This is a genomic window from Labilibaculum manganireducens (assembly GCF_963665805.2).
Classification (GTDB): Bacteria; Bacteroidota; Bacteroidia; order Bacteroidales; family Marinifilaceae; genus Labilibaculum; species Labilibaculum manganireducens.
Genome location: NZ_CAXXEE010000003.1, coordinates 956,877 through 977,485 on the forward strand (window position 1 = coordinate 956,877; position 20,609 = coordinate 977,485).

The 20,609-nt window shown below is 38.4% G+C and carries 12 protein-coding genes; 10 read left to right on the plus strand and 2 right to left on the minus strand.

Translation table 11 applies throughout. The features are described 5' to 3' along the window. Nucleotides 1-69: 69 nt before the first annotated feature. From leuC to ilvA, 5 genes are all read left to right on the plus strand, one after another. Nucleotides 70-1,470, plus strand: a complete 1,401-nt coding sequence (gene leuC, locus ACHZAX_RS03800; RefSeq protein WP_320018072.1) for a 3-isopropylmalate dehydratase large subunit — start codon at nucleotides 70-72, stop codon at nucleotides 1,468-1,470. 91 nt (nucleotides 1,471-1,561) lie between these two features. Then, nucleotides 1,562-2,146 (plus strand): 3-isopropylmalate dehydratase small subunit, encoded by a 585-nt coding sequence (gene leuD, locus ACHZAX_RS03805; RefSeq protein ID WP_320018073.1) that lies wholly within the window; start codon nucleotides 1,562-1,564, stop codon nucleotides 2,144-2,146. Nucleotides 2,147-2,160: 14 nt separating this feature from the next. After that, nucleotides 2,161-3,732, plus strand: coding sequence for an alpha-isopropylmalate synthase regulatory domain-containing protein (locus ACHZAX_RS03810; RefSeq protein WP_320018074.1), 1,572 nt, complete (start codon nucleotides 2,161-2,163; stop codon nucleotides 3,730-3,732). A 198-nt stretch (nucleotides 3,733-3,930) separates the two neighbouring features. Next, nucleotides 3,931-5,001, plus strand: a complete 1,071-nt coding sequence (gene leuB, locus ACHZAX_RS03815; RefSeq protein WP_320018075.1) for a 3-isopropylmalate dehydrogenase — start codon at nucleotides 3,931-3,933, stop codon at nucleotides 4,999-5,001. 437 nt (nucleotides 5,002-5,438) lie between these two features. Next, nucleotides 5,439-6,698: a threonine ammonia-lyase IlvA gene (gene ilvA, locus ACHZAX_RS03820; protein WP_320018076.1), complete on the plus strand. Its 1,260-nt coding sequence runs from the start codon at nucleotides 5,439-5,441 to the stop codon at nucleotides 6,696-6,698. Nucleotides 6,699-6,839: 141 nt separating this feature from the next. Here the strand turns inward: ilvA and ACHZAX_RS03825 are convergent, their stop codons facing one another. Both ACHZAX_RS03825 and ACHZAX_RS03830 read right to left on the minus strand, forming a co-directional pair. Beyond that, nucleotides 6,840-7,364, minus strand: a complete 525-nt coding sequence (locus ACHZAX_RS03825; protein ID WP_320018077.1) for a transposase — start codon at nucleotides 7,362-7,364, stop codon at nucleotides 6,840-6,842. 241 nt (nucleotides 7,365-7,605) lie between these two features. Next, nucleotides 7,606-8,334: a DUF6261 family protein gene (locus tag ACHZAX_RS03830; protein WP_320018078.1), complete on the minus strand. Its 729-nt coding sequence runs from the start codon at nucleotides 8,332-8,334 to the stop codon at nucleotides 7,606-7,608. 723 nt (nucleotides 8,335-9,057) lie between these two features. Here ACHZAX_RS03830 and ACHZAX_RS03835 point away from each other — a divergent pair. The 5 genes from ACHZAX_RS03835 to ACHZAX_RS03855 all read left to right on the plus strand — a co-directional run bounded on the left by ACHZAX_RS03835 (nucleotide 9,058) and on the right by ACHZAX_RS03855 (nucleotide 20,435). Further along, nucleotides 9,058-10,665, plus strand: a complete 1,608-nt coding sequence (locus ACHZAX_RS03835) for a DUF6377 domain-containing protein (protein WP_320018079.1) — start codon at nucleotides 9,058-9,060, stop codon at nucleotides 10,663-10,665. A gap of 932 nt (nucleotides 10,666-11,597) precedes the next feature. Next, nucleotides 11,598-13,673: a glycoside hydrolase family 97 protein gene (locus ACHZAX_RS03840; RefSeq protein ID WP_320018080.1), complete on the plus strand. Its 2,076-nt coding sequence runs from the start codon at nucleotides 11,598-11,600 to the stop codon at nucleotides 13,671-13,673. Nucleotides 13,674-14,707: 1,034 nt separating this feature from the next. Continuing rightward, on the plus strand, nucleotides 14,708-17,983 hold the full coding sequence (locus tag ACHZAX_RS03845; RefSeq protein WP_320018081.1) for a S41 family peptidase: 3,276 nt from the start codon (nucleotides 14,708-14,710) through the stop codon (nucleotides 17,981-17,983). Between the two features lie 421 nt (nucleotides 17,984-18,404). Beyond that, nucleotides 18,405-18,992 (plus strand): hypothetical protein, encoded by a 588-nt coding sequence (locus tag ACHZAX_RS03850; RefSeq protein ID WP_320018082.1) that lies wholly within the window; start codon nucleotides 18,405-18,407, stop codon nucleotides 18,990-18,992. Between the two features lie 24 nt (nucleotides 18,993-19,016). Beyond that, nucleotides 19,017-20,435: a flotillin family protein gene (locus ACHZAX_RS03855; RefSeq protein WP_180327365.1), complete on the plus strand. Its 1,419-nt coding sequence runs from the start codon at nucleotides 19,017-19,019 to the stop codon at nucleotides 20,433-20,435. Nucleotides 20,436-20,609: the final 174 nt, after the last annotated feature.

Below are 20,609 nucleotides of genomic sequence, written 5' to 3' on the forward strand. Positions count from 1 at the left end.
TTTAGATAAGAATATTCAGAAACAAATTAAAACAGTTTCTCAAATACATAATCGTATTAAAAGAGTAATATGGAACCAAAAACACTATTTGATAAAGTATGGGATGCTCACGTGGTTGAGAAAATTGAGGGAGGTCCCAGTGTATTTTATATTGACAAACATTTGATTCACGAGGTAACCAGTCCGCAGGCATTCTCCGGATTAGAGGCAAGAGGAATGAAAGTTTTTCGTCCTGAAAATACCATTGCAACTCCAGACCATAACATTCCGACAGAAAATCAGCATTTAACGATTAAGGATGAATTGTCGAGAAAGCAAGTTGAAACTTTAACGGCTAACTGCGAGAAAAATAACATTACACTTTATGGTTTAAATCATCCATATAATGGGATTGTTCATGTTGTTGGTCCGGAGCTTGGACATACACAACCGGGAATGACTCTGGTTTGTGGTGACAGTCATACTTCAACACACGGTGCTTTTGGAGCTGTAGCTTTTGGTATTGGTACTTCGGAGGTAGAAATGGTTTTGGCAACTCAGTGTATTTTGCAGCCGAAGCCTAAAAAAATGCGGATTACTATTGATGGCGAACTGCAAAAAGGCGTTACTGCAAAAGATCTTACACTTTACGTGATAGCACAACTGGGAACAGGTGGAGCAACCGGATATTTTGTTGAATATGCAGGATCGGCAGTTCGTGCTTTGAGTATGGAAGGTCGAATGACTGTTTGTAACATGAGTATCGAAATGGGAGCCCGCGGAGGAATGATTGCTCCCGATCAAACTACTTTCGATTATGTAGAAGGTCGTGAATTCGCACCAAAAGGCGGGGATTGGACAAAAGCTTTGGCCAAATGGAAAGAGTTAAAAACTGATGAAGGAGCTAAGTTCGATAAAGAATATACATACAAAGCTTCGGACATTGAACCAATGCTGACTTATGGAACCAATCCAGGAATGGGAATTGGTGTTTCCGGAAGTATCCCAACTGCAAAAGATGTGGATCCAACCGAATTGCCAACTTTCAAAAAGTCATTGGATTATATGGGATTTGGTTTAGGAGACAAACTATTGGGTAAGAAAGTTGATTACGTTTTTGTGGGTAGCTGCACCAATGGCCGGATTGAAGATCTTCGAATTTTGGCTGCTGCAGTTAAAGGAAAGAAAAAGGCAGATTCAGTTACTGCATGGATTGTTCCCGGGTCAAAACAAGTTGAAAAACAGGCTATAGAAGAAGGATTGGTTGAAATTTTGGAAGAAGCAGGATTTAAAATGCGTCAGCCTGGCTGCTCTGCATGTTTAGCCATGAACGACGATAAAATTCCGGCAGGAAAATACAGCGTTTCTACATCAAATAGAAATTTTGAAGGAAGACAGGGACCTGGAGCAAGAACAATGTTGGCCAGTCCGCTTACGGCAGCCGCTGCTGCAATCACCGGAGTTGTTTCTGATCCCAGAGAATTGTTTTAATCAAATTCAGTTATCAGTAAATAGTAATTAGTAAACAGTATTTGGTTAGCGTAACGATAGCTATCGGCTAACTGCTAAAAGTGAAATTATTATGCCAATAGATAAATTTACCACATTGGAATCGACATATGTACCGCTTCCTGTTGAAAATGTGGATACAGATCAAATTATTCCTGCACGTTTCTTAAAGGCGACAAGCCGTGATGGATTTGGAGAAAATCTTTTCCGTGACTGGAGATATACTTCTGATGGAAAAGAAAATCCGGATTTTGTTTTGAATCAATCAGAATATTCAGGACAAATTTTAGTGGGAGGTAAAAATTTCGGAAGTGGATCTTCCAGGGAACATGCCGCATGGGCGATTCACGATTATGGTTTTAAAGTGGTTGTGAGTAGTTTCTTTGCTGATATTTTCCAAAATAATGCATTGAATAACGGAGTACTTCCTGTTATGGTTTCTCCTGAATTTTTAGCGAAAATATTCGATGCCGCAGAGAAAAATAAGGAGCAAAAAATCGTAGTTGATTTGGAGAAGCAAAGCATCAGCCTGAATGGAGTAAGCGAAAGTTTTGCAATTAATCCTTACAAGAAAAATTGTTTACTGAACGGATTCGACGATATCGATTTCCTTCTCGCAAGAAAAGAAAAGATAGAGGCTTTTGAAGCCAATAACTAATAGAACATGCAAAGATGAACGAACTGCGTAGCTTAGAAATAATGGACACCACTCTTCGGGATGGTGAGCAGACTTCTGGGGTAAGCTTTAATTCTGAAGAAAAATTAGGAGTTGCAAAATTATTGCTGCAATCCCTAAAAGTAGATCGGATAGAGGTAGCCTCAGCCAGAGTATCTGAAGGAGAATTTCAAGCAGTAAAGCGAATTACCAAATGGGCAGAAGAGAACGATTGTCTGGACAAAATTGAAGTTCTGGGTTTTATTGACGGAACTGCCTCTCTTGATTGGATTCACGCAAGTGGTGCAAGAGTAGTGAATTTGCTGTCGAAAGGTTCATTAAAGCATTTACAGGGACAGTTGAAAAAATCACCGGGACAGCATGTTCAGGATGTAAAAGACGCCGTGGCCTATGCATCAAATCTGGGAATCAAGGTAAACCTATATCTTGAGGATTGGTCGAATGGGATGATTTCTTCACGGGATTACGTTTGGTATCTGATGGATGAACTTCAGCATGAAAACATCCAGCGTTTCATGTTGCCCGATACTTTGGGGATATTGAATCAAGTGCAGGCTTTCGATTTTTGTTATGCTTGCCGGGAAAGATATCCGAAACTGCATTTCGATTTTCATGCTCATAACGATTACGATTTGGCAGTTGCTAATGTTTATTCTTCAGTTTTAGCTGGTGTGAATGGCATTCATACAACAGTGAATGGTTTAGGCGAAAGAGCGGGAAATGCTCCTTTGGCTTCCGTAATAGGAGTAATAAACGATCATTTGGTTCGAAAAATAAATGTTGATGAGAACAAAATCAACATTGTTAGCCGAATTGTAGAGACTTTCTCGGGAATTCGGATACCCAGAAATAAGCCTTTGGTTGGAGAGAATGTTTTCACACAAACCTGCGGTGTTCATGCCGATGGCGATTCAAAGGATGATTTGTATTTTAATCGTTTAATGCCCGAAAGATTTGGACGTGAACGCAAATATGCCCTTGGTAAGACATCGGGCAAGGCGAACATCAAAAAGAATCTGGAAGAGCTGGGGATTACTTTGGAAGAAGAAACCATGAAACTGGTTACCCGGCGGGTCATCGAATTGGGTGATAAAAAAGAAGTAGTTACCATAGATGATTTGCCTTACATTGTTTCTGATGTTTTGAATCAGACAATGGATGAGATGCCAATTCAGATCAAACATTATTCTTTGTCTTTATCCAAAGGAATGCGTCCGTTTGTTTCTATTAATCTGGAAGTAAACGGGAAAATGTACGAAGGAACATCTTCTGGTGATGGTCAATTCGATGCTTTTATGAATGCCATTTGGAGCATTTATGACGAATTGGGCAGAGAACGGCCAATATTGACCGATTATCTGGTTCGGATTCCACCGGGAGGAAAGACAGATGCTTTGGTGGAAGCTTTTATTGCATGGAATTACAAGGGTAAGGAATTTAAAACCCGTGGATTGGATCCTGACCAGATAGAAGCAGCAATAAAGGCTACTCTTCGGATGCTGAATTTAATTGAGCAGCATGACAATGTACTCACAGGGCAATTATCAAATAACAATAAAGAAAACTAAAAATATGTAATTAGATGGTGATTGAATTAATTCATCTCATATCTAATAATAGTTTGTTACCAATTTGTAAGCATTTGATTTTTTAGTGTGTTTTATGAATAACGTGTTATTGGTTAAAATATTGAAAAATAAACATCTTGTAAATCAAACTAATTACTAAAATATAACGGACTATTAATCTAAAGATCTTTCAACAAAATGAAGTGTAAAATAGCAGTATTGGCCGGAGACGGAATTGGTCCGGAAATCGTAGCACAGGCAAGAAAAGTTACCGATGCAGTTGTTCAAAAATTTGGACACGAATTTGAATATACTGAAGCTTTGGTAGGAGCTGTTGCAATTGATGAAGTGGGTAACCCTTATCCTGATGAAACGCATGAATTGTGTATGAATTCGGATGCCGTTTTATTTGGAGCCATCGGACATCCCCGGTTCGATAACGATCCAGGTGCAAAAGTTCGTCCTGAGCAAGGTTTACTTGCCATGCGGAAAAAATTGGGTTTGTATGCAAATCTTCGACCTGTAAATACATTTAAGTCGCTGATTCATAAATCTCCATTAAAAACCGAATTGGTTGACGGTGCAGATTTTATGTGCATCCGTGAGCTAACGGGAGGAATTTATTTTGGCCGTCCGCAGGGACGTACTGAAGATGGACAAACTGCTTACGATACATGTGTGTATTCGGCCGATGAAATTGAACGAATTGTTCGTTTGGGATTTGAATATGCAGGAAAACGCCGCAAAAAATTAACCATTGTTGACAAAGCAAATGTATTGGCCACATCAAGATTGTGGAGAGAAGTTTCTCAAAGAATTGAGCCTGAATTTCCTGAAATTGAAGTAGAATACATGTTTGTTGACAATGCAGCTATGCAGTTAATTACCTGGCCAAAACGTTTCGATGTAATGGTTACCGAAAATATGTTTGGAGATATCCTTACCGATGAGGCGAGTGTAATTTCAGGTTCAATGGGAATGCTGCCTTCAGCATCGATAGGTGTTCACACTTCGGTATTTGAGCCAATTCATGGATCTTATCCACAAGCTGCAGGTAAAAATATTGCCAATCCTTGCGCTACGGTTCTTTCTGCAGCCATGATGTTCGAATACGCATTTGGCTTGATGAAAGAAGGAGCTTTAATTCGGGAAGCAATTGATAAATCGTTGGAAGCCGGTGTGGTTACCGAAGATATTGCTGATGGCAAAAAGGCTTACTCAACGAGTGAAGTGGGAGATTGGCTGGCAAATTACATTCAAAATGCTTAGTTAATGATCTGAGTTCGATGATTGTTTCCTTTCATAAACCGTTGAATTATCCTGTGAACAGATCTTTAAGCAACAGGTAAATAGTACTTGGTAATGAGTTTTCTAACTACTAGTTACTTTTCCTGCTAAAAGCAGCTAAGCTAAAAGTAAATTCCATAGGTTATCAATAAGTTAACAATTGAACCCAGCTTAATACACATCATAAGTAAGAAGCTGTTTAAATTTGTTTTTAGAATTTATTATTGATGAAAAATGAAGCGTAATAAGGCAAATTTTATGAGAATAGTGGTTCTATTTAAATGGAATTTAACGCAGTTAGGCTTTATTTCTTCATATAAAAAAACTGAAGGATAAATTTGAAACAGTTTCTAAGAATAAGCCTGAAGGAATTGGTTACTTTCAGGCTTATTTATTTTAACAAAGAAAAGGGGGACGAAATGTCAAAAGAAAATTATTATCCGCTAATGGCGGATATTGTTAAGGCAAACAGGCGGGTTCAGGAGGTGGTGTTGGAAACTCCTTTACTCAAAAACTTAAATCTATCATCAAAAAGCGAAGCAAATATTTATTTAAAAAGGGAGGATCTGCAACAGGTTCGTTCCTATAAAATAAGAGGAGCTTACAATAAAATAGCCAGTCTTTCGAAAGAAGTGCTAGACAAAGGAATTGTGTGTGCAAGCGCAGGCAATCATGCTCAGGGAGTTGCCTATTCCTGCAATAAACTGAAATGTTTCGGAAAAATCTACATGCCCGAAACAACCCCTCGTCAGAAGGTTAAGCAGGTGAAAATGTTTGGCGGCGATCAGGTGGAAATCATCCTTACCGGCGATACTTTTGATGATGCCTCGGCCAAAGCAAATGCAGATGCCAAAGAACTCGGACAAACCATTATTCACCCGTTTGATGATCCAAAGATTATTGAAGGACAAGGAACCATTGGCTTGGAAATACTAAGGCAGCTTAAAGAGTGCATTGATTATTTGTTTCTGCCGATTGGCGGAGGCGGTTTGGCTTCCGGAGTAGGGGCATGGATCAAGGAATTTAGTCCGAATACAAAAATTATAGGTGTTGAGCCCGAAGGGGCTGCTTCCATGAAAATGGCATTTGAAAAAAAGGACAATGTTGCTTTGGAGACAATTGATCGCTTTGTAGATGGTGCTGCAGTAAGAAAAGTGGGAGATCTTACCTGGAAAATATGCGAAAAGGTTTTGGATGGAATTGTGGTGGTTCCGGAGGGACTCATCTGCTCAACCATTTTGCAGATGTACAACGAGGATGCAATTGTGGCTGAGCCTGCAGGAGCTTTATCCATTGCCGCTTTGCAATTAATGAAAGAAGAAATTAAAGGGAAGAATGTGGTTTGTGTGTTAAGTGGCAGCAACAACGACATTACCCGAATGGAGGAAATCAAAGAAAGAAGCTTGCTTTACGAAGGTTTAAAACACTATTTTATGGTTCGTTTCCCGCAGCGTTCGGGAGCTTTAAAAGAATTTGTAAACGATGTGTTGGATGCGGGTGATGACATTACCCATTTTGAGTACTACAAAAAGAGCAGCAGGGAAAAAGGCCCGGCAGTAATCGGAATCGAAGTACAAAATCCTACCGATTTACAAAGATTGCAAGAGAGAATGACCGAGCGCAACTTTATTTTTAAATACCTGAACGATAAAACGGACTTGTTTCAGTTCATAGTCTGAAATATTAGTTGATAACAATTAAAAAAAGCGATAGCCAGTAATTGGTTATCGCTTTTTTTGTGTCCAATTGTTTGATGATTTTCTTAGGGTGATTAACATTTTTTCAATGTAGGGATGTTGCATGCAAGGTCCCTACTGCATTTACCATTTTTCCGGATTGGAACGAATGTATTCCTCAATTCTGTTATATTCTTCCTGATTTCGAATGATTCTTTCATGGAAGCGGGCTAACCAGCTAAATGAATGGGAATCATTTAATCCGCACCATCGTGTTAGCGCAGATTTATAGGATCTGATTATTGCGGATAAACTCCCGGATTTTGGTGAGATGGATGCCATGTATTCGTTTTTATTTGATGTATCCGTAGGGATCTTGCATGCAAGATCCTTACTGCATGCAACGCCCTTACGGTTTACAATTCCAATTATTCCGTGGATATGATCTGGCATAATTACGAATTCTCCCAATTCAACATTCGGAAAATGTTTAGGGATCTCCAGCCAAAAGATCTGTGCCTGTTTTCCGATTACAGACAATTGCATTTCTTCATTCCTGATTTCACCGAAGAAATGCTCCCTGTTTTTTGTGCAGATTGTCACAAAATACCAGCCTGTATTGGTATAATCGTAGTTTCTTTTTCGGATATTTTTACGATTGGGATGCATCGATCTTTATTTATTTGTGATTGTGTGGTAGGGACATTGTGTGTTTGTATGGATCTTGCATGCAAGATCCTTACGGTTATCCTTGTATTTTTTTATCTATTGCAGTTCGGCTTTAGCCAACTGAAATTAAAATATTCCTTAAAGATTTGCTTTAGCATCATTTTCCTTTTGTAATCTCCTGTTAGCGAAGGGATCACAAAAAAAAAGGGCTTCACATGTTGCGAAACCCTTAGCTGTAGTTTTAAACCAATTCGGTATCTACTTCGTTTGTTTTGTAACGTCGTTTTACCAATTCATTGTTTTTAGCGATTAACTCGGCAATTGTTTTGGTGGTAGCCTCATAAACGGCAGGATTTACTTTTGCCATGGTGTTCATATAGCCCATCAAGTCATCATTAATCGTTGTGATGCCTTCTTTCTTCAATTGACTTGCTGAAGCCAAATCTTTCTTCACGCTCTCGCCTTTGGCTTGCTGCAAGGCTAAATTTTCAAAATCTTTTTGAGCTGCATCTAGATTTGCAACCGTTTCTGCGACCCCTTGCAGTTTTGATATAGCAGCTGCAACATCGGGTTTACTTAAATCGTTGAGTAAGGAGACAGTATCTGCCGATTCCTCGGAATAATCTTCTTTCTGTATGCTCAAACCATACTGCTCCAATACATTGTCTACTACCAGAGCCGCATTTTGTAGTTCAACAATAGGAATATGTACATAGCCTTCTACCAACTTAAACAAGGCTTTAATTTCCATATCGCGCACATGGTCTTTCTCTGCCAATTGAGAGTAAATCGTTAATCGCTTCAAAGCCTCGGTGAGTGCGGTGTTTATTGCACTTACTTTTGCAATAATAGAAGTTAAATAAGTGTCAGTACTCCAATCGTATTGTGAAAATGCTTTTAGAATAAGGCTTAATAATGCACTAAGGTCGCCATTGCGACTGGTTGTCTTAATTCTGGAAATCAATGTCATAACTTGTTATTTTAAATTAATATTTATGGATTATTCAACTGTTATTTTTGTTTTGTACTCAGTACATTGTGTAAAAACCCAAGTTTTCAAGCTTTGTACTCCCTACATTGTGTCAAAACCCAAGTTTTCGAGCTTTGTACTTAGTACATTGGGCAAAAACTTAAGTTTCCGAGCTTTGTATTCCCTACACGGAGTGAAAACCCAGGTTTTCAGGCTTTGTACTGAGTACACGTGGCAAAAGATCCATTTCTCTGTTTTTAACTATATGTTTATTGATCAAAAAACAATATTTTTCAATGTATGTTGATGTGTTTACTGATCAAAAACACTCGCGCTGTAGATCTATATCTCTTTTATAACAACTTATTTAAGTTTATTGTGCAGTGAGAATAACAAATATAGTATTTTTTTTAATTGAACAAAAAATAGTGATAAATATTGTTTTCATTTCTTCTATGATCAATAGTTTGTTGTGTTTTGCCGATTCGCCCCCTGCTACCCCTGCTTCCGTACGATTGCATCGTGTGGTTAAATCTATCAAGGAACGTGATGCAATGCCCTTACGGTTATCCTTGTGTTTTTATCTATTGCAGCTTTAGCCAGCTGAAAATAAAATATTCTTAGTGTTTTGTATGTAAAGGTTGGGGCTGTGCATTTTTTTTGCCGCAGAAAATATTAATCTTACTTTTACCCCTTGTTCAGCAAACCCATATCCCAATAAACATGTACAGAAGTGTCATTCTAACATTTTTTGTTTTACTAAGTCTGAATTCTTTCGGACAAAATGATTCTCTTGCATTTCAGTTTGCCGAGGCGAATAAATACATTGAAGCAAAAGACAGCATTGTTCAGGTAAAAAAGAACAAAATCGCTTTGCTTACAGATTCCCTGCAGCATTCCAATTTCGAGGACCGAAGAAACGAGGAGTACAATTTGTTGGTGAAACTGACCAAAGAATACGAGTATTTTGTTTACGATTCGGCGTTTCATTATGGGAATTTAGCATTGAAAACGGCCTACGGTTTACAGGAGGCATCAAAAATTGCCGAAGCCAAGTCAAATATCTCCCTGATTCTTCTGCTCCGTGGATTGTACAAGGAAACCATCGACAGTATTCAGACCATCGATCCGATGGCCTTGGATCAAAAAAAGCGCATTGATTTTTATTCTGCAGCTTATCGTGCCTATTACGATTTATCCAATTCCCGTTGGGGATATTATGCGCCCAAATACCGGAAAACAGGGAATTCATATGTGAAGAAAATTGCAGCAGAGGGTGATCCGGATTCTTTCGAATACATTCTGGCTTTGGCATTAAAAAGTCAAAATAATAACGCCAGTTACGATGTTCAAAAGTATTGCACATCCTTATTAAATAAAAAGGATTTAACCCCGCATCAGTCTGCGATTACCAACTGCATATTGGGGATTTCCTACTTAAAACTACAGGAAAAAGAAAAAGCAAAATATCATCTCTGTAAAGCTGTTGTTGGTGATATTCAGTCTGCCACAAAAGAAACACTGGCTGCGAAAGTATTGGCAGAACTACTTTTTCACGACGGAGATTTAGAGAAAGCAAACCGGTTTATCTCCGAAGCTCAAAAAGATGCTGTTTTTTACGGCAGTAATGCCCGGCAATTGGAGATATCATTCATCCGGCCCGATATTGAAGCTGCTGTTTTAAGCAAAGTAGAAAAGGAAAAAAAGATCATATCCAATATCTCTCTGATTGTATCTCTTTTGGCCTTGCTGTTAATTTCTTTTTCCATCATTATCTACCGGCAGGTAAAGGAATTGAAAAAAGCACGTAAAGAGATTTTGGAGAGCAATGGTAATCTTCGGCAATTGAATGAACAGCTTCGTGAGGTAAGTAAAATTAAAGAAGAGTATGTTGGTTACTATTTCAATTTTAGTTCTCAGTTTATCGGGAAACTGGAAGCAATGAAAAAAGCCGTTTCCCGCCAATTAATGACGAAACAGTACGATGCCATCGAATCGGAATTGAAAAATTACAATTCGAAGAAAGAACGCGAGAATTTGTTTGAAGATTTTGATCGGATTTTCCTGAAACTATTTCCTGATTTTGTAAATCGGTTCAATCAATTGTTCGAAGAAAAAGATCGAATCAGTTTAAAAGATTCTCAATGTTTAACTACCGATTTACGGATTTTTGCTCTGATCCGATTGGGCATAAACGACAATGAGAAAATAGCCGGGATTCTTAATTTTTCGGTGAATACCATTTATACCTATAAAACTAAAATTAGGAATCGCTCCATTTATCCGAATGAAGAGTTTGATTTAAAAGTGATGGCGATAAAGTCCGTTTAATCCATCTTTTTTTGAGAATTGGTTTTATTTTATTCTTTCATACATGATTATAGCTCCTGATAATTCTATGGAGTACTACTAACTAGGTGTTTCATTGGCATTTTTTTTAAAATTTATTTTTATTAATGTCACCTTACCCTAGCCCTCTCCTCAAGGAGAGGGAATTCCAATCTTCACTACGAATGAACTCCTCTTCTCCTGAAGCTACTCTTTATACACATCTTGTTGCTCTTGATTTTTTTCAACCAACAAGAAGTATAAAAAGGATAATATCAGGAATTAATACCCTTTTGCCTGTCGGCACTTCCCCTCAAGAAGGGAAGATTCTGTTTGTGAACGATTCTCCCATTTTAAGGGGAGATGTTCGAAGAACAGAGGGGTGCTTAGGTTTATAATCAAACTATTGCCTGGGAAAGCAAATATTTGTGAATAAAGAGTAGCTCCTCCAGGAGAAGGGGTTGGGGGATGAGGAATTTTTTATATTAAGTTCAAGTATTATCTCCAGTGAAGATTTTGAGCGCAAAAAGTGGTGATTAAGCCAGTTTAGCTCATTGTATCATCTTTATATCATCAATATTTTTCAAGGAATCTTATTTGTTCAATTGCCATAAAATGAAAGGATTGTATGTGTAGAGAGCTGAAATCCATCTATATTTGCAATTAGTATTTAGTTATTGAGCTTATTCTCTGGTTACTTTGATAATTATTCAGAACTTATAGAAATTAAGTAATGAAAACTCTTTATTGTCGTTTTTTAACCCCCAATCCCCTAATGGGGGCTCCCGATGCAAACACCCTCAATGTCTGCATCCGTAGAAAGTCCTCTTTAGGGGATTTAGGGGTAAATCCGTAAAGAATACGACATTTATTCATTCTTATTGCTTAACTATAGTTTGAACTTAATTAATACTAATCTTTTGATTCAATTAACTATGAATTTTAAATCAACACTGTGTTTTATTGCTGGTCTTGCAATGATATTGGCATCCTGTGCCAATGGCAAATTAGTCCGGAATGTTGAATCGCCCGATGGGAAAATTGGCGTTCAATTCAGTATGGTCGAAGGACAGGCCACTTACGAGGTTTTGTTCAATGGTAAAAAAGTAATTGAGCCGTCTACTTTGGGTTTCGATTTTCAGAACATGCCATCCATCGAAAAAGGATGGAAGATTGTCAGCTCACAACTTTCATCCAGTAACTCAACCTGGGAAATGCAGTGGGGCGAGAAAAGAGAGGTTGTGGATCATTTCAATCAATTAGTATTGAATTTAGAAGAAGAACAGGCTCCAAACCGAAAAATGAATTTGGTGTTTAAAGTATACAATGATGGTCTTGGGTTTCGTTATGAGTTTCCCGAGCAGGAAGCTATGCAAGAAGTTATCATTACCGATGAAAATACACAGTTTAATCTTACCGGCGATCACAAGGTATGGTGGATTCCAGGTGATTGGGACATTTACGAGCACTTATATCATACTACTTCGCTTACTGGTATCGATGCAATTGCATTGCGTTCCAACGACAATCTGGCTCAAACTTACATACCCGAAAATGCGGTGAACACTCCGGTTACTATGAAAACAGCAGAAGGTATTTATTTGAGTTTTCACGAAGCCAACCTTACAGATTATGCAGGAATGACTTTGAAAGTAAACAAAGAGAAATTGATGCTTGAAAGTGAATTGGTTGGATCGGACAGAACGGGTTACAAAGTAAAAAGAGCTGTTCCTTTTAACACACCTTGGAGAACCATTCAGATTTCTGAAAATGCAGGCGGTTTAATTGAATCCGACTTGATCGTAAACTTGAATGAGCCCAATAAAATTGGGTCGGTTGATTATTTTAAACCAATGAAATATGTTGGTATTTGGTGGGATATGCATCTGGGAACCAAATCGTGGGATCTGGCCAGCGGCAAGCACGGTGCAACAACCAAATATGCGAAGGAGTTAATCGACTTTGCTTCGGAAAATAAGATTGGTGGTATTTTGGTAGAAGGATGGAACACCGGTTGGGAACATTGGATTGGTTTTGAGGATCGCGAAGGAGTTTTCGATTTTGTTACTCCTTATGCCGATTACGATTTAAAGGAAGTGGTTCGTTACGGAAAAGAAAAAGGAGTAGAGTTGATCATGCATCACGAAACCTCAGCTGCCCCAAGAACTTACAATCAACAAATGGATACAGCCTATCAGCTAATGAACTCATTGGGAATTCATTCGGTGAAAACAGGCTATGTTGGCAAAATTATTCCAAAAGGAGAATATCATCACGGACAGTGGATGGTAAACAATTACCGGAGAGCTGTTGAAACCGGTGCTAAATACCAGGTTGCGGTTAACGCTCACGAGCCAATAAAAGCAACGGGTTTGCGCCGAACTTATCCAAATATTATTTCGCGTGAAGGATTGCGCGGACAGGAATTTAATGCCTGGGCAAGCGATGGTGGAAATCCTCCGGAGCACCTTTCAATTGTAGCATTTACACGAATGTTGGCAGGGCCTATCGATTATACGCCCGGTATTTTCAATATCAAGTTAACACCTCACAAACCAAACAATCAGGTGAATACTACTTTGGCGCAGCAATTGGCATTGTATGTGGTAATTAACAGTCCTATTCAAATGGTTCCCGATTTAATTGAGAATTACAAAGGAAACGATGCATTCCAGTTCATTCGCGACGTAGCCGTAACCTGGGAAACCAGCAAGGTGTTGAATGGTGAAGTGGGTGATTTTGTGACCATCGCCCGTAAGGATCGTAATTCTGAAAATTGGTTTGTAGGATCAATAACCGATGAAAATGCCCGCGATATGGATATAGATCTGAACTTTCTTACTCCAGGGAAGAAATACAAAGCAACACTCTATTTGGATGGTGAAAATGCTCAATGGGATCAAAATCCAACCGAGTTTCAGATCCTAAATAAAGAGGTAGATAACACGTCGAAATTGGAATACCATTTGGCTGAAGGTGGTGGCGCAGCCATTAGTTTGATAGAATTATAAGACTTAGAATTATTATTGTGTTAAAGAGGGTGTCCAAAAAGGAATATTTTGTACTGGATTGTCATGTTGAGCGAAGTCGAAACATCTGTTTTTCAAAGTGAAAGATTCTTCGTCCCGATTCATCGGGATCAGAATGACAATAGAACAATACTTTTTGGACATCCTCTTTTTGTTTATTACTGTAACCTCACCCAGCCCTCTCCTGAAGGAGAGGGAATTCCAATCTTCACTACGAATGAACTCCTCTTCTCCTTCAGCAACTCTTTAAACACATCTTGTTGCTCTTGATTTTTTTCAGCCAACAAGAAGTATAAAAGGATAATATCAGGAATTAACACTCTTTTCCCGACGTGTCGGGATCGGCACTTTGTTCACAATATTATTTCAAATTGCGTTCACAATCTCCACTGCGTTACGGTACCCTCAAGAAGGGAAGATTCTGTTTGTGAACAATTCTCCCATTTTAAGGGGAGATGTTCGAAGAACAGAGGGGTGCTTAGGTTTATTATCAAACTATTGCCTGGGAAAGCAAATATTTGTGCATAAAGAGTAGCTTCAGGAGAAGGGGTTGGGGGATGAAGTTTCTCTTAAAATGAATTCAAGTCAATCAGGATAATTAAATTTTAACAATGACTCTGCGCAGTTTTAAATTATTATTGTGTTAAAGTGGCATTCCTTTTTTTAGGAATGTCACTTTTTTTGTAGCTTCACGGAAACTTAAATATTACGAATCAATTGTGTCCTAAATGTTTTTGAGGATTGGTTTTAATTTATTCGTTTAGATAGGATTAAAGCCAATGATTACTTTTTTGGATATTATTTAGATTGCAGCCTTGATTTTTTTGCTTCCGTTTTTGTATTAAGACAAAAAATGAAGTCGGGTTTGGGCGGAAAGCCCAATTGATAACATCCATTGGGACAATATTAATTATGAATATTTAAAATTAAGAATGCTGTTTTACCATACTTTCTATTACATAGAAAGACCAAAAGTTTACACCAAATAATATTCACACACTAACTTATAAATTGAAATGTTAAAATTCAATCTTAAAATTGTGGCATTTTGTCTTATTCTATTTGGGACAATGAAAAGTGCTCAGGCCGAAAAGGATGTTCGTTTAATGAGATATCCTGATATCAATAAAAATTTAATTGCCTTTGTTTATGCGGGCGACATTTGGACAGTAGATTCCGATGGAGGTGATGCCAAAAGATTGACTTCGCACAAAGGAATGGAATTGTTTCCTAAAATCTCTCCTGATGGGCAATGGATTGCCTTTTCTGCTGAGTATTCGGGGAGCCGTCAGGTTTATGTAATGCCTTCAACAGGAGGAACACCTAAGCAGTTAACTTATTACAATTCGGTTGGAATGATGCCCCCTCGTGGTGGATTTGATGATGCCATTTTAGACTGGAATCCGGATAGCAAATCCATTTTGGTGCGTATGAATCGTACTCCTTTTGGAGAGCGAAACGGAACCTATTATCAGGTAAATATTGATGGCGGATTGGAACAGGCATTACAAATTCCTGAAGGGGGATTTGGAGTGTTTTCACCGGATGCAAAAAAAATATGCTATGCCCCAATCAGTCGCGAGTTTCGTACCTGGAAGCGTTACAAAGGAGGTAGAGCTGCCGATTTATGGATTTATGATTTGGAAAATGATCAATCGGAGAGAATTACAAAATTTGTAGGTTCCGATCAAATTCCTTCCTGGTATAAAAATGCCATTTATTTTGCATCAGATCGAGATTTAAAATTGAACATCTATAAATATGATGTGGACAGCAAAGAGATTACTCAGATGACTCATCATAAAACATTTGATGTAATGTGGCCATCGGGTGAAAACGGACAGATTGCTTATGAGAATGGTGGTCAATTGTTCAAATTAAATCTGGAAACAGGGAAAGAGGAACGCGTTGTTGTGAACATCAATTTCGATAATCCGAATACCTTGCCTTATTATAAGAATGTAAAAGATTTTATACAAAGTGTTGCCGTTTCTCCTTCAGGAAAACGTGCTTTGTTTGATGCTCGCGGCGATATTTTTTCGGTTCCTGCCAAGAACGGACCAAGTATCAACTTAACACAAACTCAGGGAGTTCGGGAAACTGCTCCAAGCTGGTCACCAAACGGGAAATACATTTCTTATTACTCCGACGCTACTGGGGAATACGAAATTTATCTTTTGGAGAATAAAAAAGGAGCAAAAGCAAAACAAGTTACTTTTGGTTCGTCAGCATGGATGTATGATGCCAAATGGTCGCCTGATAGTAAGTACATGTTATTTTTCGATCGGACTTTGAAGTTGAAATGTTTAAATGTTGAAAGCGGAGAAGTTAAAATAGTTGATGTTGCCAGACGAAATGAAATTACTGAATTCTCGTTTTCGCCCGATTCGCAATGGATTGCCTATGTGAAAGACAGTAATAATGATCAGGGAGCAGTTTGGGTTTACAATATCACGACCGGAAAGAATTATCATTTAACGGATGATACTTTTGGTGATTCATCACCGGTATTTTCGAAGGATGGAAACTTCATCTTCTTTTTATCAAACCGTGATTTTAACCTTGATTTTTCAAGCTTCGAGTTTGATTATTTGTACAACAATGCAACCCGGATTTTTGCCATGTCGTTAAAGGCAGACGGACCTAAATTGTTTGCTTTAAAAAATGATGTTGAAGAGGTGAAAGAAGATAAACCTGTTGTTGACGAAAAGAAAAAAGTGAAAAAGGATGATGCTAAACCTGAAGAGAAGGTCAAAGTTGAAATTGATTTTGAGGGCATATCCAATCGCATTACAGCTTTTCCTTTATCATCAGGAGATTACGAGAATCTGGAAGCTGTTGAAGGAGGAATCTTATATACCAGCGATAGAGCCTTACATCATTATATCATAGAAAAAGAGAAGGATGAAGTGATTTTAGATAAGGTTTCCGGTTATTCTTTAGCTGGAAATGGTGATAAATTCTTGTATTGGGCAGGTGCTGCATATGGAATTACCGATTTGTCTGCTGGTCAGTCGGCCGATGCCGGCAAACTCCAATTGGATGATTTGGACATGAAGATTGATCCTAAAAAGGAATGGAATCAGATTTACACCGATGGATGGCGTATTTTTCAGGACTTCTACTATGTGAATAACATGAATGGTGTAGATTGGGCGCAAATTAAAGCCAATTACAATCTATTGGTGCCATATGTAAGTCATCGTGCCGATTTGGATTACATTTTGGGAGAGATCATTTCGGAAACCAACACCGGACATTGCTATGTGAACTATGGCGATTTCGAAAAAGTGAAAGCTGTGGAAACAGGATTGTTAGGAGCAAAATTAAAAGCTGATACAAAAAACGGTAAGTACATCATCTCTAAAATTTATCAGGGCGAAAACTGGACTCCTAACCGACGATCACCCTTAACCGAGCAAGGTGTTGATGTAAAAGAAGGTGATTATTTACTAAGCATTAATGGCCACGAGTTAAGTACTGACGTGAATCCTTATCTTTATTTGGAAGATCAGGTGGGTAAAATGGTGGAGATTACCGTGAACAGCCTGCCCGGTTTTGAGGGAGCAAAAACCTATACCATTAAACCAATTGAAAGTGAATTGGAATTGATGTATCTGAATTGGGTGAACGAGCGCCGCGAGATGACAGACAAATTATCCGGAGGTAAGATTGGATATATCCATGTTCCCAATACCGCAGTGGAAGGCAACAGGGAATTGAACCGAGGCATGTATGCATATCACGATAAACAAGCCTTAATTATTGACGATCGTTACAATGGCGGTGGATTTATTCCTGATCAAATGGTCAGTCTTTTAGATCGTAATGTATTGTCTTACTGGCACCGAAGAGGTCTTGAGGCGAATCAAACTCCTGCAGTTGCCCACGATGGACCAAAGGCAATGCTGATTAATTCTTACTCATCTTCAGGAGGAGATGCGTTCCCATATTATTTCAAGAAAAAAGGTCTTGGCAAATTGATAGGAACCCGCACTTGGGGTGGATTAGTGGGTATGTCGGGCAATGCCGGATTAGTTGACGGCGGCTACATTGCTGTTCCCCGCTTTGGCATTTTCGATGAGAATCAGAAATGGATCATCGAAGGAGTTGGCATGTATCCTGATGTAGAAGTGTACGATGAACCACATTTAGTAGCTAAAGGAATTGATCCTTCACTGCAAAAAGCAATTGAAATGCTGATGAAGGAATTAGAGAACAAACCAGCAAAAGAGGTGACAGATCCTGCTGATCCAAATCGTTCCAATTGGATTGAAGTGGATGTGAAATAATAGATGAACAAAGTCTTAAACTATAAAAGGAGCATCATTCGGTGCTCCTTTTTGTCTGTATAAAATTTGGTAAGATAATTTCAGGAATCAAACCCTTTCGTATTATTTCAAATTGCTTTTACGATCTTCACTGCGTTGCGGTTTCCTTTCAGGGGAAAGATTCAATGCAAAAACACATACAAAAGTTAAAAGTGGTGAATTCTCACATTTTAATGGGAAGATGTTCGAAGAAAAGAGGGGCGCTTGTATTTACAAACAAACCTTTTTTTTTGAAGAAGTAAAAAAGGTTTTTTCACCCCCAAAAAAACACTTAAAAACACGTAAAAATAAGAATACGACAAAAAAGATAATAACTAGTAAGCATAATGGATAATAGGTCGATATTTATTATTATTTTCATCCAAAATAAAAAACAATAATTATGATACTACAAATTTCAGATTGGTGGAGTTCAATGGAAATGGTGGAAAAGATTTTCTGGAGCATTTCAGTCCCATTTTCTCTTCTGTTTCTAATTCAGATCGTACTTACTTTTGTAGGTGGCGATATTGATGATATGAGTGCTGAAGGAGATGCAGATGCTGTTGTGGAAGGAGATGCCGGAATTGATTTTCAGTTTATAAGCCTAAAGAACCTGATTGCCTTTTTTGCTGTATTCGGTTGGACGGGTATTATTTGTTTGGATATGGGTTTAGGAGCCGGTGTCTCTGCATTAATCGCTACTCTTGCTGGTTTGGCAATGATGTTAATTATGGCTTCTATTTTGTATTTTATGGGAAAACTGGTCGAAGAAGGAACCTTAAATATAAATAATGCCAAGGGAAAAATCGGCAATGTTTATTTGTCTGTACCGGCCAATAGAAAAGGAATGGGAAAAGTACAAATTGAAGTGCAGGGGCTTCAAACTTTGGATGCGGTTACCGATAGTGATTCAGATATTCCTACCGGTGCAGTAATTCAGGTTGTAGATGTTTTAAATGATCAAATTTTAATTGTAAAACCTTATTAAATAAACTATTAATAATAAGTTATCATGGGAGAATATGTTGTTCTATTAATTGCGGTCGTTGTAATTGCCGTTTTTTCTTTAATTGTATCGTTTTTTAAGAGATACAAAAGGTGTCCGTCCGACCGTGTTTTGGTTGTGTATGGAAAAGTTGGTAAAGGAGTAGATACCGAATCGCGTTCGGCCAAGTGTATTCATGGTGGTGCAGCCTTTATTTGGCCGATTATTCAGGATTATGCCTTCTTGGATTTAACACCGCTTTCGATTGAAATCAATTTGAAAAGTGCTTTGAGTAAGCAAAACATTCGTGTGGATGTACCTTCTCGTTTTACAGTAGGAGTTTCTACAGAAGGAGGAGTAATGACTAATGCTGCTGAGCGGCTATTAGGATTGTCTCAGGCAGATATCAGTAATTTGGCTAAGGATATTATTTTCGGTCAGTTACGTTTGGTAGTTGCTACCATGGATATTGAGGAAATCAATAGCAACCGTGATAAATTCCTTGCAGCAGTATCAAATAATGTTGAGGCTGAATTGAAAAAGATTGGTTTGAAACTGATCAACGTGAATGTTACGGATATCAACGATGAATCGGGATATATTGAAGCACTAGGTAAGGAAGCTGCGGCTAAGGCAATAAATGATGCCAAGAAAAGTGTTGCTGAGAAAAACCGTGATGGTTCTATTGGTGAAGCAAATGCACATCAGGCACAACGTGTGCAGGTTGCTGCTGCTGATGCATCGGCAGTTGAAGGAGAGAATACGGCAAAAATTACCATTGCCAATTCGGATGCGCGCAGAAGAGAGAGAGAAGCAGAAGCAGAACGTTTGGCTTCGGCTGCAGAGAAAGTAACTCAGGCGCGTGCTTTAGAGGAAGCTTATGCTGCTGAACAATTGGCTGAAAATGCCCGTGCAACCCGTGATAAAGCAACACAGACTGCTAATGTCGTGGTGCCTGCCGAGATTGACAAACAAAAAATTGAAATTGCTGCTGAGGCAATTGCAGAACAAACCCGTCGACATGCGAAAGGGGAGGCTGATGCGATCTTCATGAAAATGGAAGCAGAAGCGAAAGGTATTTATGAGATTCTGAGCAAGCAGGCTCAAGGTTTCGACAAACTTGTTCACGCTGCCGGCAGCGATGCTAAAGATGCAGTAATGTTAATGATTGCTGATAAGTTGCCGGAATTGGTTAAAACCCAGGTTGATGCTATCAAGAATATCAAGATTGATAAGGTTACTGTTTGGGAGAATGGAAACGGAAAAGATGGCAAAACATCTACCGCTAACTTTATGCAGGGCATGATGGGATCTATTCCTCCGATGGAAGAACTTTTCAAAATGGCTGGAATGGAACTGCCAAACTACTTGGGTAAAAAAGTAGAAGAAGGTGAAACCGTTGAATTCGACGATGTTTCGGATACAAAAGAAAAAGAAGAGAAATAAGCATATTTTTTTTAATATTGGAAAGGAGTGCCGGTTGGTGCTCCTTTTTTCATATTTATTCTTTTGATTTTTATTCATAGGATTTGACCCTATGTGGATACTATATTTCTTTTCATTGATTCTAAATCGATCAAGTTTTAGATTAATTACGGAAATTTTGACTGACAGGTAAAT